15 protein-coding genes are annotated in these 13,606 nt (G+C 55.9%); 7 read left to right on the top strand and 8 right to left on the bottom strand.

What is annotated here, in order from left to right; translation table 11 throughout:
* Positions 1 to 17: 17 nt before the first annotated feature.
* Entirely contained in the window at positions 18 to 617 is a 600-nt protein-coding gene (locus TR2A62_RS01600; protein WP_009159567.1) for a superoxide dismutase, read from the bottom strand.
* Positions 618 to 1,110: 493 nt separating this feature from the next.
* On the opposite strand from TR2A62_RS01600, the gene TR2A62_RS01595 reads away from it, so the two are divergent.
* From TR2A62_RS01595 to TR2A62_RS01585, 4 genes are all read left to right on the top strand, one after another.
* A complete protein-coding gene (locus tag TR2A62_RS01595) occupies positions 1,111 to 2,412 on the top strand; it encodes a hypothetical protein (RefSeq protein WP_009160858.1) in 1,302 nt (433 codons plus the stop codon).
* Between the two features lie 255 nt (positions 2,413 to 2,667).
* Positions 2,668 to 3,168 (top strand): glycosyltransferase family 2 protein, encoded by a 501-nt coding sequence (locus TR2A62_RS18915; protein ID WP_223296142.1) that lies wholly within the window; start codon positions 2,668 to 2,670, stop codon positions 3,166 to 3,168.
* Positions 3,147 to 3,467 carry a hypothetical protein gene (locus TR2A62_RS18910; protein WP_009159308.1) on the top strand — a complete coding sequence of 107 codons (321 nt, stop codon included), beginning with the start codon at positions 3,147 to 3,149 and terminating at the stop codon, positions 3,465 to 3,467. The genes TR2A62_RS18915 and TR2A62_RS18910 overlap by 22 nt, the downstream gene beginning before the upstream one ends.
* 137 nt (positions 3,468 to 3,604) lie before the next feature.
* Positions 3,605 to 4,417 (top strand): sulfotransferase domain-containing protein, encoded by an 813-nt coding sequence (locus TR2A62_RS01585; RefSeq protein WP_009160424.1) that lies wholly within the window; start codon positions 3,605 to 3,607, stop codon positions 4,415 to 4,417.
* Between the two features lie 30 nt (positions 4,418 to 4,447).
* On the opposite strand, the gene TR2A62_RS01580 is transcribed toward TR2A62_RS01585, so the two are convergent.
* From TR2A62_RS01580 to TR2A62_RS01560, 6 genes are all read right to left on the bottom strand, one after another.
* Positions 4,448 to 4,996, bottom strand: coding sequence for a hypothetical protein (locus tag TR2A62_RS01580; RefSeq protein ID WP_009159269.1), 549 nt, complete (start codon positions 4,994 to 4,996; stop codon positions 4,448 to 4,450).
* A 101-nt stretch (positions 4,997 to 5,097) separates the two neighbouring features.
* Positions 5,098 to 5,667 carry a sarcosine oxidase subunit gamma gene (locus TR2A62_RS01575; protein WP_009160089.1) on the bottom strand — a complete coding sequence of 190 codons (570 nt, stop codon included), beginning with the start codon at positions 5,665 to 5,667 and terminating at the stop codon, positions 5,098 to 5,100.
* On the bottom strand, positions 5,660 to 8,671 hold the full coding sequence (locus TR2A62_RS01570) for a sarcosine oxidase subunit alpha family protein (protein WP_009160936.1): 3,012 nt from the start codon (positions 8,669 to 8,671) through the stop codon (positions 5,660 to 5,662). Before TR2A62_RS01570 ends, TR2A62_RS01575 begins: the two co-directional genes overlap by 8 nt.
* Positions 8,668 to 8,997 (bottom strand): sarcosine oxidase subunit delta, encoded by a 330-nt coding sequence (locus TR2A62_RS01565; protein ID WP_009157740.1) that lies wholly within the window; start codon positions 8,995 to 8,997, stop codon positions 8,668 to 8,670. The genes TR2A62_RS01570 and TR2A62_RS01565 overlap by 4 nt, the downstream gene beginning before the upstream one ends.
* A gap of 114 nt (positions 8,998 to 9,111) precedes the next feature.
* Positions 9,112 to 9,282, bottom strand: a complete 171-nt coding sequence (locus tag TR2A62_RS18650; protein WP_009158769.1) for a hypothetical protein — start codon at positions 9,280 to 9,282, stop codon at positions 9,112 to 9,114.
* 271 nt (positions 9,283 to 9,553) lie between these two features.
* Positions 9,554 to 10,801 (bottom strand): sarcosine oxidase subunit beta family protein, encoded by a 1,248-nt coding sequence (locus TR2A62_RS01560; RefSeq protein WP_009157505.1) that lies wholly within the window; start codon positions 10,799 to 10,801, stop codon positions 9,554 to 9,556.
* Between the two features lie 182 nt (positions 10,802 to 10,983).
* On the opposite strand from TR2A62_RS01560, the gene ccmI reads away from it, so the two are divergent.
* Genes ccmI through TR2A62_RS01545 form a run of 3 tightly spaced genes read left to right on the top strand, consistent with a single transcriptional unit; the run spans position 10,984 to position 12,850 of the window.
* Positions 10,984 to 12,147: a c-type cytochrome biogenesis protein CcmI gene (ccmI, locus tag TR2A62_RS01555; protein WP_050761058.1), complete on the top strand. Its 1,164-nt coding sequence runs from the start codon at positions 10,984 to 10,986 to the stop codon at positions 12,145 to 12,147.
* Complete coding sequence (gene ruvX, locus TR2A62_RS01550) at positions 12,144 to 12,620, top strand: Holliday junction resolvase RuvX (protein WP_009157416.1); 477 nt, start codon at positions 12,144 to 12,146, stop codon at positions 12,618 to 12,620. Before ccmI ends, ruvX begins: the two co-directional genes overlap by 4 nt.
* Positions 12,617 to 12,850, top strand: a complete 234-nt coding sequence (locus TR2A62_RS01545; protein WP_009158945.1) for a DUF1289 domain-containing protein — start codon at positions 12,617 to 12,619, stop codon at positions 12,848 to 12,850. The genes ruvX and TR2A62_RS01545 overlap by 4 nt, the downstream gene beginning before the upstream one ends.
* On the opposite strand, the gene TR2A62_RS01540 is transcribed toward TR2A62_RS01545, so the two are convergent.
* Positions 12,842 to 13,603 carry a hypothetical protein gene (locus TR2A62_RS01540; RefSeq protein ID WP_223296056.1) on the bottom strand — a complete coding sequence of 254 codons (762 nt, stop codon included), beginning with the start codon at positions 13,601 to 13,603 and terminating at the stop codon, positions 12,842 to 12,844. The two genes, TR2A62_RS01545 and TR2A62_RS01540, sit on opposite strands and share 9 nt — an antisense overlap.
* Positions 13,604 to 13,606: the final 3 nt, after the last annotated feature.

The following is a 13,606-nucleotide window of genomic DNA, read 5'->3' as shown; positions in this document are numbered from 1 at the left end:
CGCATCGTTGAGTGACATCACATGCGGGATGCGACGTTTTCCCAGTTGACCAAGTTATCGAGGAAGTTGGTCAGGTACTTGGGACGCGCGTTGCGGAAATCGATGTAGTAGGAATGCTCCCATACGTCACAGCCCAACAGCGTTGTCTGGCCAAAGCACAGCGGGTTCACGCCGTTCTCGGTCTTGGTGATCTTGAGGCCGCCGTCAGCGTCTTTGACCAACCATGCCCAGCCGGATCCGAACTGGCCTGCGCCTGCTGCGGAGAACTGGGATTTGAAATCATCGACCGAACCAAAGCTGTCTTTGATCGCGGCTTCCAGCTCGGACGGCATCGCGGATTTGCCCGGGCCCATCATTTCCCAAAACTGGTTATGGTTCCACAGCTGGCTGATGTTGTTGAAGATGCCGTTTTGGGCAACCGCGTCCGCGTCATATGTGCCAACGATGATCTCTTCGAGAGTCTTGCCCTCCCATTCGGTGCCTTCAATCGCCTTGTTGCCATTGGTGACATAGGCATTGTGGTGCAGGTCGTGGTGATACTCGAGCGTCTCTTTGGACATGCCGTTGTCGGCCAGAGCGTCGTGGGCATATGGAAGATCAGGAAGTTCAAAAGCCATTTGTTAGGTCCTCTCAGTCAAAAAGCAGTGCGTCTCTGCGCTCTTGTTTGCGCAGCAGCAGCGGTTGGTCAAGTCGTCACGTAGTGCTTTTGTACCATATGTCCCCTGTCCGAGGGTCTAGGTGGACTTTTTCGCGATGCAGAATATGATTTTCTCCAAACCTCGGATAAACCGAGGCTAGCTGCGAGAATTGTTTCTTTCCCCCTTGTTCCGAACGGGCCGCTTGGCCTTAAAGGAATGTGTATCAGGGGTAAGACATAACATCCGAACGGGCAGACGACAGGACAGACATTAATTATACCACCCTTCTCTTGATCGGCACGCGTTTCATGTGCTCAAACGGCCGCAAATGAGCCCCAAACATACATATACCATCCTTTCGATGATGAAGGATGAGGGCCACAGCCTTGTCTAATGGGTCGCCTATCACAGCCACATCGGGTTCGATAATATCTGATTTTATACAAACAACTGTTCGGACCACACCGACGACATGTTGATCCGGTTCGAGGAAATGGGTTGGGTCAAGCATTTCCGCAACGAAGTGCCCAAGGGCAAGAAGCCCCAACCAAACGCGTTGCAACTGGCCACGGCGAATAAACACGTCATGGACAGCGAATGGATTTTGACCATGGACGCTGACGAATTCCTGTCGGTCAAATGTGGTCGTGGTCATGTCGGCGATTTGATCGAGGCGATTGACGACGATGCCGACGCTGTTGTGATCACTTGGCGGTTCTTTGGCTCGAACGGGATCACGGCATGGAACCCCGGTCTTGCGATCGAAAACTACACCAAAGCTGCACCAAACAAGTTCAAGAAGGGCTGGGGCGTCAAAACTATGTTCCGCCCTTACGAGGACATCAAACTGGGTATCCACCGCCCTCACATCAAAAAAGCCAAACAAGACTCGGCAAACGCTAAACGTCTGTTTGATCAGAAATGGATCAACGGCTCAGGTGTGGCGATGCCCGACGAATTCTCGCTCTCTGGTTGGCGCTCTACAAAACCCGCGCTGAGCTACAAACAGGCCGAGATGAACCACTATGGTGTCAAATCCTACGAGGCTTATCTGCTGCGCCGTGTTCAGGGCAACGTGATCAACAAGCCTGACAAATATGATGCGAGCTGCTTCGCGCTGTTTGACTGCAACGAGATCGAAACGCCAAACGCCCTGCGCCACGCGCGTGGGACCAAGAAAAAGATGGCTCAAATCCTGTCAGATCCAACGATGAGCGCACTTCAGGAAAAGGCACTCGCCTTTCACCAAGAGCGAGTCAAAGTCCTGTATGACAGCGGCGAATACGACTCGATGCTGACCGAACTCAAGGAAGCCTCCGAGGTTCCTATCGACAAACTGGATCAGGTTCTGTTCATCCAACACTTGCCCAAAGAATGTCAAGCCAAGGTCAACCAGATGCAAGCCGCTGGTGTTCCTGACAAGGTGATCGCCAAGATGATCGCCCAGACGCAGACAGCGAAAAAGGGAGAAGCGCGCAGCGCGCTTTTGGCAGCGGCTGGTGAAACAGTCCCTTACAAAAAGGCCGAACCCGAAGAGGAAATGGACGAGAAAAAGCGTCAACGCCTCAAGGAAAAAACATACACCGTAGACGACAACCCATTCATCGGCACCAAAGAAGCGGCCGAGCTTGGGGTGCCTGCGGCCAAGATCCAAGGCATGGCGCTCGACAGCTCGCCCCCATTAGAAGCGATCGTAAACGCGGCGACCACGACCGAGGCGGCTGATGCAGTAGAGGGCGACCGAGGCACCGTACCGCTCCCCCCCCGAGCTTAAGGCGGGCCCACCGGAACCAGAGACGCCCCCTGCTCCAAAGAAGCGGGCCGCGACCTCTAAAGCCAAGACTAAAGCCAAAGCTAAGACGGCTTTGAAAAAGCGCGCGACGACCAAATCCACCACGCGCAGCACCGCAAAAACAACGCGCTAAACAACCAAGTCAACCAAAACTGCTGCCGCCAAGGATAAAACATCATGACCTCTCCGCATGGCCGCAAGGTTCTCGTCTCGACGATGAAAAACGAAGGCCCCTAAATCCTAGAATGGCTGGCCTATCATAAATCCATCGGGATCGATGAGTTCTGCATCTTTTCCAATGATTGCTCGGACGGATCGAACCTGTTGTTGAACCGGCTCGACCAAATGGGCGTCATCAAACACTTTGACAACCCGCCCGGCCCTCGGATGGACCCACAGCGTGCAGCCTATTCTTGGGCAAACCGAATGGAATTTGTCCGCAGCGCAGATTGGGTTCTGATCGTCGACGCCGACGAATTTTTGAATGTCAAAACTGGCGATCATTCGATCGATCATCTGATCACCGAATGCGGTGGCAAAGACGCTGACGCGATCTCGGTCAATTGGCGTCTGATGGGATCGTGCGGTCAGGCCCATATGTCTGACGATCTGGTCACCACGCGCTTTACCCGTGGTTCTGACTTTGATGACCCCGAGAATGGTTTGGTTTGGGGGGCAAGACCCTCTTCCGCCCCGGCAAATTCGACTTCTTTGGCGTGCACAGCCCCAAGTTTCTGAAATATCGCAATATTTCTGATGTCAAAATCAATTGGAAAAACGGCGATGGTGATCCTGTCGGCGGCAAAATCCTAGAAAAAGGGTGGCGCAACAACAAAGACAGCATCGGCTACAGCTTGGCCCAAGTGAACCACTACGCCATCAAATCTCGCGAAGAGTTTCTACTGAAACGCCTGCCCGGCACGGCCAATTCCAAAAATAAAGACCGCATTGATATGGGGTATTGGGACAAATACGACATCAACACCCACGAAGATCTCAGCATCCCAACAGATGCGATCCAGCCTCAGATCGACTAATGGCTCGCTGATGCCGATCTCGCCGCCCTGTTGCGCGCGACCAAAGAGGTCTCTCGCCGCACTTTGGACTACCAACTGGAACAAGATGCGTATCGCACCTTTATCGACACCGGAATTTTCGACGCAAAGGCCGCCTAATGCCCACCACATCCACACCCGCCCGTTTCTTGTGCATCGGAACACACCACAAATCCGGTACGATCTGGATGCGGAAAGTCTTTCGCGCGATCAAAGAGGATCAGAACATCCCGTTCATGCAATGCTACCGCGCCAAACGGCTCGCGGACGCGGCGGAAACTGGACCACAGATCATCGTGAATCGGTCATCGACCTTTCCAAAGCAACTGATGGAGATGGAGCACGCGCGCTTTATCCACATCATCCGCGACCCGCGTGATGTGCTGCTTTCTGGCATGCGCTATCACCGCGTGGCCCCGCTAGGGAACGAAAAATTCCTGCGCAAGGCACGCGATGAATGGGACGGCATGACCTATCAGGACTATATCAACGCCCTGCCTAACGACCTCGATCGTTTGATGTTCGAGATGGACAACAAACACGATCACACTGTGCAAGAAATGCTCAAATGGCCCTATGGCCACGCCTCTGCCGCTGATCTCAAATACGAAGATCTGATCGCAGATACAGATTGCACCCTCTTCCGTAAAACCCTGACCGATTTCAACATCGAAGGTTTGGACATCGACCGAGCGGTACAAACCTATTGGGATCTGTCCCTCTTTGGTGGCTTGGCCAAGGCTGACGACCGCAGTGACCGCCAGAACCTACATGTCTCTTCAGGATCGGCCGCCCAGTGGGTCAGCAAATTGCCACGTGAAATCGCCGAACCCTATGCAGAGAAATATAGCGATGCGCTCAAAACTCTTGGATACGCCGATGACGCCTCTTGGGTTCAGCAATGCAAATCTGCAAAAGACCTCGCCGCTTAAACGATCCGAGGCAGCACTTGCCCCGCTACACTAGTAGCCGCAATCCGCGCGCGTGACAGGCACGTTGAGCTTTCCGTCATCATACTGATAAGAATAGGAAACCGTTTCGACGAGTCCTTTGTAATACCCTTCGAGGTCTGTGCAGATACGGATGCGCAACTCTTCGGTATTCAGGCTATCTGCAGTCCGGTCACCGATGCCCTTGGCGATCTGATATGTGTCGGACAGAACGCTGCCCCTCAGTCCAGCATCGACAAGCATGACGCTAGATTCGACCTCAATCGGAAGCGACATCAGAATAGCGTTGAACTCTTGGTGGATCGATAAGGTCGTCACCCGAACGGACGGATTTTGAACTTTGTAGCCATTGTAGGCATAGCTGATCGTGCCGACAGCGATCAACAACATCCCTATCCATGTCCATACACTTGGGGTACGCGCGTCATGCATACTGCGCCACAACGCCCGCGCCATCAGCAGCGCACAGCACACGCCGATCCCCATCAAAGCGGTAGATACACCAAGTGCGAGACCTTCTTGTCCCGCAAGGATGGTCCGCAATTGCCAAGGCGTGATCAAAAAATATATAACGTAATCAGTAGGTTAAAACCAACTAACCCGATCCAATAGGTTACGGATGCAGATCGTTTCCCTTGGATCAATTGGATCATGATTTAACCTTAGCTGTGGAACACCTCGACTGCATCATGTGCCGAGGCCATCGTCAACAGCCCGTACACATAGTCCGAGACGGACCGGAAACAGATCACGTCAATCGCGGTGTCATCGACCAACCAAAACGCGCCCGCCACTTGGGCCAATCTAGCCCGGCGCAGATCACCAGCAGTCAATTTTGAGGCATGCATATCCACGGGCGTCAGCCGGGCCAATACGTCCCGCGCACCTGCACCAGAGACACGAATGACCGACCGTGCATCGGACACATTCACCACCAACACATGCTGCTTCTTTAGCCCCGAAGTCAGCGCCTCGGCGGCGGCGGCCACGTCCGTATAAGGAACCATCACAAGCACTTCGTCCGGAGACATCCACGCCAGTCCGTTATCACCATCAACAGCGATCTTGCCCAGCTTTGGCATGGCAAGCCCCGTGACCGATTTTACAACGCTCTTGATCTTGGTCCCAGACAGATCGCCGCGCAGCGTGATCATGCCCCGCAATCCCGTATCCGAAACCGTGACCGCGCCATTTTGCGTGGCGCCATTCAATGCACTGACAGCCTTAGACATCTTGCTTCTTCCCTTCACGATCAAAGAACACAGGGTCTACAATCTTGGCAAAAACGCTGGTCCCATCGATCTTCGGGAACTCGAGACGCTCGCCCATTCTATCAGGCCCGTGTTTGACCAACCCCATCGCGATGCCGCGTTCCAACGTCGGTGAATGATACGTCGACGTCACACGACCGATCATGTTGCGCTGGCCGTTGGCGTTTTCGCCCTCGGTCACGGCATAGGCCCCGTCGGGCAAAACTGACCCATCGACGGTTTCTAATCCAACAAGCTGCCAGCGATCTGGGTCCGTCATATGACTGCGCTGCTGCGCGCGTTTGCCCAGAAAATCGTCTTTCTTTTTCGAGATCGCCCAATGCAGACCCAAATCCTGCGGGATTACTGTGCCATCGGTCTCGTCGCCGATCATGATAAAGCCCTTTTCGGCCCGCATGATGTGCAGCGCCTCGGTGCCATACGGCATGACGCCGAACTCCTCGCCAGCTTCCAGCAGCGCATCCCAGAACGCGCGGCCTTCTGATGCTTTGACCGCGATTTCATAGCTCAGCTCTCCAGAGAAAGAGATGCGGTAGACACGTGCGGAAAATCCGCCAATCTCGCCGTCTGCCCATGCCATGAACGACAGCGCCTCACGGGACACATCCATTCCACCCAGCTTTTGCAAAACTTTGCGGGCCTTTGGACCAACAACTGCGACTTGGGCGTATTGTTCGGTCGCGTTAACGGTCCAAACTTTCCAGTCCCACCATTCGGTTTGCAGCCATTCTTCCATATGGGCGTGGATCCGGTCAGCCCCGCCTGTCGTCGTGTGGCACAAGAAAGTGTCTTCATCGATACGTGCAACCACGCCGTCATCTGACAGGAACCCGTTTTCCGAACACATCAGACCATAGCGGCAGCGTCCGACTTTGAGCGTCGACATCATGTTGGTGTACATCATGTCTAGGAATTTGCCTGCATCCGGGCCTTTGACGATGATCTTGCCCAGTGTCGAGGCGTCCAACAAACCGAGGTTCTCGCGGGTGTTGCTGACCTCACGCATGACCGCATCATGGACGGTCTCTCCATCGCGCGGAAATGCGTATGGGCGACGCCAATGGCCGACGGGTTCAAAGTCTGCATTGTTGTCTTCGTGCCAACCATGCATCGGTGTTTTCCGAATGGGTTGGAACAGATCGTTCTGCGCCTCACCTGCGATCGCACCCAGCGAGATCGGATGATACGGTGGACGGAATGTTGTGGTTCCGACTTGTGGGATTTCAGCATTCAGCGCACCCGACAAAATCGCCAATCCGTTGATATTACTCAACTTACCTTGATCTGTGGCCATACCCAACGTGGTATAACGTTTGGTGTGCTCGACGCTTTCATAGCCTTCTTGGGCGGCCAATTGCACGTCCGAGACTTTGACGTCGTTTTGATAATCCAGCCACATCTTGGCCCGTTTTGCGATCGGCGCGCCTTGCGGCATCATCCACACAGGTTCGATAATCGCGTCCTCAGTACCCTCCCCTGTCGGAGCAGCACCACGTTTTGGTTTTAGACCTGCCGCCTGAACCGCCATGTTGCCAGCCGCGTGGGCGTCAGTCAGCACATCATTGATGTCCATCGCACCATTTGCCATGCCCGCAGGCACAACAAAGCCGCTGCCGTCCGCGCCCAAAGGTGGACGTGTACCATCAGGGCGGAAATGCGCCTGTTCTTCATCCCATAGCAGCTTGCCACCACAGTGCGACCACAGGTGAACGACCGGCGACCAACCACCCGACATTGCGACCACATCGCACGCGATTTCTTCTTGGACAGCACCTTCGCCCGCTTGCGCACATACGCCGACAGCTTTAACACGTTTGGTTCCTTTGACCCTGCTAATGCCCTTACCTGTCAGAACACGAATGCCTGCGGCCTCAGCCTCGGCGCCTAGCGCGCCAGCACCACCGACACGGGCGTCGACGATAGCAGGCACATCAAGGCCCGCCGCTTTGACAGCCAGTGCGGTGCGGTATGCGTCATCATTGTTGGTGACCACAACAACGCGGTCGCCACAGCTAACACCGTAATTCACCATGAAATCGCGCACCGCCCCTGCCAGCATCACACCCGGCACATCATTGCCTGGGAACGACAGAGGCCGCTCTAGCGCACCAGTCGCAGTCACGATCTGGCTCGCACGAATGCGCCACATCCGCTGACGCGGGCCGTCTTTGGATTCCAAGTGATCCGTTAGTCGTTCGTAGGCTAGAACGTAACCGTGGTCATAAACGCCTGCGCCCATCATGCGGGTCCGCAACGTGACGTTGTCCATCGCACGCAATGCATCCAGCGTCTGTGTGACCCACTCTTCGACCGGCATCTTGTCGATGGTGCCACCATCAACAACAGCACGACCACCCCAATCGGCGCCCTGCTCGACCAGCAGAACCCGCGCACCGGACTCACCTGCCGCCAATGCAGCTGTTAGGCCCGCGATACCACCACCGACAATCATGACGTCGACATGGGCATAAAAGTACTCATAGCGATCCGCATCTCGATCTTTAGGCGCTTTGCCCAGACCCGCCGATTTACGGATGATGGGCTCGTAGACGTGCTTCCACAACGGACGCGGATGAATAAACATCTTGTAGTAGAAACCAGCCGGCAAAAACCGCGACAGGTGTTTGTTGATCGCACCAACATCGAACTCGAGGCTCGGCCAATGGTTTTGCGATCCTGCTGTCAGACCATTATGGATCTCGGTCGTGGTGACGCGCGCATTTGGCTCGAACCGTCCACCGTCGTTTAGGTTCATCAGGCCGTTAGGCTCTTCTGGTCCAGAGGCAACAATACCGCGCGGACGGTGATATTTGAACGAACGCCCCACCAGCACTTGGTCATTGGCCAACAGCGCCGACGCCAGTGTGTCGCCTTCGAAGCCGGACATGCCAACGCCGTTAAATTTAAAGGTAACTTGCTTTGAGCGGTCGACCAGACGGCCGCCTTGCGCCAAACGAGTGCTCATTTCAACGTCCCCCATGACCAACCGGGACGTTTCTCATCCAACAGGTCTGTAACCTCTTTTGGTGGTTCCAGTGTTTGCGCCGAATAGGTGCCAAACACTTCTAGTGTGGTGGTGCACCGAGCCGCATGAAACCACTTGCCGCAGCCATAAGCGTGCTGCCAACGCTCAAAATGAACGCCCTTGGGGTTCTGGCGGGCAAAGATGTAATCCTCGAACTCTTGGTCCGACGACCCCGGGCCATAACGCGTGATATGCGCCTCACCACCGGCGTGCAGTGTGGTTTCGTCAGCCTCTTGGCCGCAATAGGGACAGGTCAGGATCAACATGGCATTGTCTCAATCATCGCAGGAACAGAAATGTCAGCGCCCCGCACGCACAAAAAGACGGACGTAAAAGGACGCCCGCCAAGTGCAAACAGAGTGTGTGTAGAATGGTGTGGTTTATTCGAGCGGCACGATTGTTGTGTCCGCCGCAGGTTCGGTCGCACCCGAGACTTCGGCTGTGTCGCCTGCCGAAATGACGAGAAACAAGACAACCGCGGCGCACAAAATAGCCCCGACAAGGAGCCCTGCGTTACCGCGCTTGGGTTGGTTGGTAAGGTAGTCGGCCATGATCTGTCCTCCGATATGGATTGCGAGGAGGACAGAATGGCAGCCACGCGCCCTGGTTCAATATAGGCGGAAAACGCCGCACGGTTTGGGCGGCGGCTGGCCGAAATGCAACGCGAGGTTGAGCGGACAATAGCCCGATCCTGGCGCTGGGCTGAAACATCAGCCGCATTGGACGGACGCACAGCTGGTCCAAAACCGCTGGAATGTCTCGTCTGGCCAAAGGCTTGCGCGGGTGGACCGCCGCGCAACATTTTCGGATCCGTGTACATCATCAGTGCGCCACACCCGCGGCAACGCTTTCATCGATGAACCGACCCTCGCGGAAACGGTCTAGCGAAAACGCCTCGGCCAATGGACCGGGTTCACCTTTGGCGATCAGCTCGGCCGTGGCCCAACCGCCACCCGGGATCGCCTTAAAGCCACCAGTGCCCCAGCCGCAGTTGATAAAGCAGTTGCCCAATGGCGTTTTGCCAATGATCGGCGAACGGTCACCAGTGACATCCACAATTCCGCCCCACTGACGCAGCATCTTGAGCCGCGACAGGATCGGAAAGGTTTCATTCAATGCACGAACGGTTTCTTCGACGTGGTGGAACGATCCGCGCTGGGTGTAGTTGTTAAACCCGTCCGTACCACCACCGATCACCATTTCGCCCTTGTCAGATTGCGACAGGTAGCCGTGCACAGTGTTCGCCATCACAACGATGTCCATGCAGGGTTTGATCGGCTCTGAGACCAACGCCTGAAGCGCCACCGACTCCAGCGGCAAACGGAAACCAGCCATTTCAGACACGTGCGAGGAGTTACCGGCAACCACGATGCCCAGCTTGTCGCAATCAATTGCGCCTTTGGTTGTATCGACCCCTTTGACGACACCGTTCTCAGACCGAACACCGGTGACTTCGCATTGCTGGATGATGTCCATGCCCATGTCAGAACAGGCCCGCGCGTAGCCCCATGCCACAGCGTCATGCCGTGCCGTGCCGCCGCGTGCCTGCCACAAGCCACCCATAACCGGATAACGAGGACCATCAATGTTCATAATCGGGCACAGCTCTTTGACGCGCTGTGGATCGATCCATTCGGTTTTGACACCCTGCAGGGCGTTGGCATGTGCCGTCCGTTGATAGCCGCGCACCTCGTGATGGGTCTGCGCCAACATGATCACGCCACGTGGGCTGAACATGATGTTGTAATTCACGTCCTGCGACATTGTCTCGTAGAGGCTTCGCGCCTTTTCATAAAGCGCGGCAGACGGGTCTTGCAGATAGTTCGAGCGGATGATCGTGGTGTTGCGGCCCGTGTTGCCACCGCCTAGCCAACCTTTTTCAATGATCGCGACGTTTTTGATGCCGTAGTTCTTGCCCAGATAAAACGCTGTCGCCAATCCGTGGCCACCTGCACCGATGATCACCACATCGTATTTCTTTTTCGGTATCGGCGCGCGCCACGCGCGTTCCCAACCTGTGTGATAACGGGCGGCTTCGCGGGCAATGGCAAAGGCAGAATAACGTTTCATGGTATCGAATCCCTGTGGCGCAAAACGGGTCAGTCGTTGCAGGAATATCTGGCGGAATGGTTTGTTTGAACCCCCACGCGTGCGGCATTTACGTGTGGGATTGCGACATCGGGTTCCATTCACGACTTTTTAATGTGTCGGGGGGTTTTGTAAGCCCGCGTCCCTGCGTACATGGGAGTATGATGTTTTGGCTCACAGTCTTTGCTTTGACGCTCTTTGTTGCGGTGCCCATCGCCCGTGCAATGGGGCGTGGTCAGTCGCCACAGGATGACGGCGCGAATGTCGCATTCTACTGTGATCAGCTGGCAGAAATTGACCGTGATGTCGCTCGTGGCGTTCTGGATGAAGACGAAGCCGACCGTGCGCGGCTCGAAGTCCAGCGCCGTTTACTGGCATCAGATGCCGCGTCAGCGCAACGCTCGGTCCCCAGCGCACGCACCCGCTATGTCATGCCGTTTATCGTTGTGGCCGGATTGCTCGGCGGCGCAGGGGCGATCTATTCAACGATCGGTGCGCCCGGCTATGGCGATCTACCACTTGCCGATCGGATTGCCGAAGGCGACGCCCGCCGCACCAACCGCCCGTCTCAGGCCGCCATGGTCGCCGCGGCCCCTGCCCCCAATGCCGTAGATGCTGATCCTGCCTATCTCGATTTGGTCGCGAAACTGCGTCTGGTTATGTTGGATCGACCAGATGACATCGCAGGCTGGCAACTGCTGGCCCAACACGAGGCCCGCCTCGGTAATTTCGCCAACGCAGCAGATGCCGCCGATCAAGTCATCGCAATCAAGGCCGGCGACGCCACCGTTGATGACCAAATTATTTGGATCGACCGCGCCGTTGCTGCGGCAGGCGGGTTGGTCTCACCCGAAGTAGAAGACCGGCTGCGCCAAATCCTAGTTGACGCACCGGGGTCTCTGGCCGCGCGCTATTACCTAGGCCTTCTCTATGCGCAAACTGACCGGCCAGATCTGGCTTTCCGCTTTTGGCGCAGCGTGGTCGAGGCCGATGTGCCCAGCCCCCACACGACGCTTGCACGGCAGAACATCGAAGAAGCCGCATTTCGAGCAGGCAGCGATTATACCCTGCCCGAAACCAACGCAGCCCCTTCGGGGAATATCGACAGCGACGACATCCAGAATATGGTCAGTGGGCTTGCCAGTCGTCTTGCCACCCAAGGCGGTAGCGCGCGCGAATGGGCACGACTGATACGGTCATACGGTGTATTGAACCAACTCGATGCCGCAGCCGAGGTCTGGGCAGAGGCCCAAACGACCTTTGCCGCCTCACCCGAAGCGATCTCGATCCTACGTGAAGCCGCATCCCAAGCAGGTGTTCTACAATGATTTTCAACGATATCACCGAATTCGCAGCGGCAGTTCCTCAGATGTCTGCGCTCGCTGGCCTTGACCTTGGCACTGTGACCATCGGTGTTGCAGTCAGTGACCGATTTCTCAGCGTGGCGACACCTCTTGAGACGATCAGGCGAAAGAAGTTCAGCCTCGATGCGGCACGACTTCTTGAGATTGCCAAGGACCGCGAGCTTGGCGGTCTAGTGTTAGGCCTGCCCTACAATATGGACGGCAGCGAAGGGCCAAGATGCCAATCAACCCGTGCGTTTGCGCGCAATCTGGAAAAGCTCACCGACCTTCCCATCTCGTTTTGGGACGAGCGTCTCTCAACCGTCGCTGCCGAACGTGCCTTGCTCGAGGCGGATACGACCCGAAAACGTCGCGCCGAGGTGATCGATCACGTCGCAGCAGGTTATATTTTGCAGGGCGTACTAGATCGGTTCGCACATCTGAGGGCATCAACATGAGCGACAACGTTTGGAAACGGGACGAGATAGAAAGCCCCTGTATCAAGATTTGCGTGATCCACCCAAAAACACGAACATGCACCGGCTGTATGCGTACCATTGACGAAATCGGTGCGTGGAGCCGTATGACCCCAGAGGTCCGGCGCGCCATCATGGAAGAACTGCCAAGCCGCGCTGGCGATCTCACCAAACGTCGCGGCGGACGTGCCGCGCGGTTGAAATCAACCTAGCCAATCACTGATATCGGCCACTTCTGGTCGAAAATACGCGATCATGCGCCCTTCGGGTGGGATGGTCTCTCCATCTTGCATCGGGGCAACCCCATGCAACAGATGTCTATCAACTAGGGTCATTTCGCCAGGGCGCACGACAACCTGGCGGGGCGTCAGAGTGTCAAAACACTGCTTTCGGGCCGCTTTGTACGGCGCGGAAACATCCAAATCCCCCCATGTCTCAGGCGGCACGCCGTCGAAGGTCTCGGCAAAGGCGACACGCATGATCCGGTGACTGCCGTCCCACACCACAAGAGGACAGGCGCTGACATCGTTTAAAGGTAATCCCAGAATGAAGTCATGCGGCTCTCGTAAATGTCGCTCGAGCGGGTCACCCTCACCCAGCAAGCCGTCAACATGCGCCGAACATCTATTCACGCGAAACCGGTGCGCCACATCCGTGTCTTGCGCAGCTTGTCTTGGGTAGCCCTCATAAACAACCGAAACTTGGGCACGGTGCCAAGACGCCGGTATCGAGACCTGATCTGCAATGCCTTCAGTAGGCAGCGGAACCCCAGAAATGGACCCGTCGCCCGCATTCTCAAGTGCATCAACCCCTACAAACCAAGTCCCATTATGACGCAACCATTCACGTCGTTTATCGGGGTCCTGAGTAGCAATCAAAGCGTGCGAATATGCTGCGTGTGCCCAGTCGAGAACAGCAGCACTGTGCGGGACAATGCACCATCCGTTGCGCTCAAAATCGCCCATTGC

The sequence above is a fragment of the Thalassobium sp. R2A62 genome, assembly GCF_000161835.1.
In the GTDB taxonomy this organism is placed as follows: domain Bacteria; phylum Pseudomonadota; class Alphaproteobacteria; order Rhodobacterales; family Rhodobacteraceae; genus Thalassobium.
Note: the sequence above shows the minus strand (reverse complement) of the source record. Positions and strands in the feature narration are given on the sequence as shown.

What these genes read in the sequence shown, in the direction of transcription:
- ccmI (WP_050761058.1), top strand. Translation starts at nt 10,984, where the DNA reads ATGTTTTGGCTCACAGTCTTTGCTTTGACGCTCTTTGTTGCGGTGCCC.
- ruvX (WP_009157416.1), top strand. Translation starts at nt 12,144, where the DNA reads ATGATTTTCAACGATATCACCGAATTCGCAGCGGCAGTTCCTCAGATG.
- TR2A62_RS01585 (WP_009160424.1), top strand. Translation starts at nt 3,605, where the DNA reads ATGCCCACCACATCCACACCCGCCCGTTTCTTGTGCATCGGAACACAC.
- TR2A62_RS01595 (WP_009160858.1), top strand. Translation starts at nt 1,111, where the DNA reads ATGTTGATCCGGTTCGAGGAAATGGGTTGGGTCAAGCATTTCCGCAAC.
- TR2A62_RS18650 (WP_009158769.1), bottom strand. Translation starts at nt 9,282, where the DNA reads ATGGCCGACTACCTTACCAACCAACCCAAGCGCGGTAACGCAGGGCTC.
- TR2A62_RS01600 (WP_009159567.1), bottom strand. Translation starts at nt 617, where the DNA reads ATGGCTTTTGAACTTCCTGATCTTCCATATGCCCACGACGCTCTGGCC.
- TR2A62_RS01540 (WP_223296056.1), bottom strand. Translation starts at nt 13,603, where the DNA reads ATGGGCGATTTTGAGCGCAACGGATGGTGCATTGTCCCGCACAGTGCT.
- TR2A62_RS01545 (WP_009158945.1), top strand. Translation starts at nt 12,617, where the DNA reads ATGAGCGACAACGTTTGGAAACGGGACGAGATAGAAAGCCCCTGTATC.
- TR2A62_RS01560 (WP_009157505.1), bottom strand. Translation starts at nt 10,801, where the DNA reads ATGAAACGTTATTCTGCCTTTGCCATTGCCCGCGAAGCCGCCCGTTAT.
- TR2A62_RS01575 (WP_009160089.1), bottom strand. Translation starts at nt 5,667, where the DNA reads ATGTCTAAGGCTGTCAGTGCATTGAATGGCGCCACGCAAAATGGCGCG.
- TR2A62_RS01565 (WP_009157740.1), bottom strand. Translation starts at nt 8,997, where the DNA reads ATGTTGATCCTGACCTGTCCCTATTGCGGCCAAGAGGCTGACGAAACC.
- TR2A62_RS01570 (WP_009160936.1), bottom strand. Translation starts at nt 8,671, where the DNA reads ATGAGCACTCGTTTGGCGCAAGGCGGCCGTCTGGTCGACCGCTCAAAG.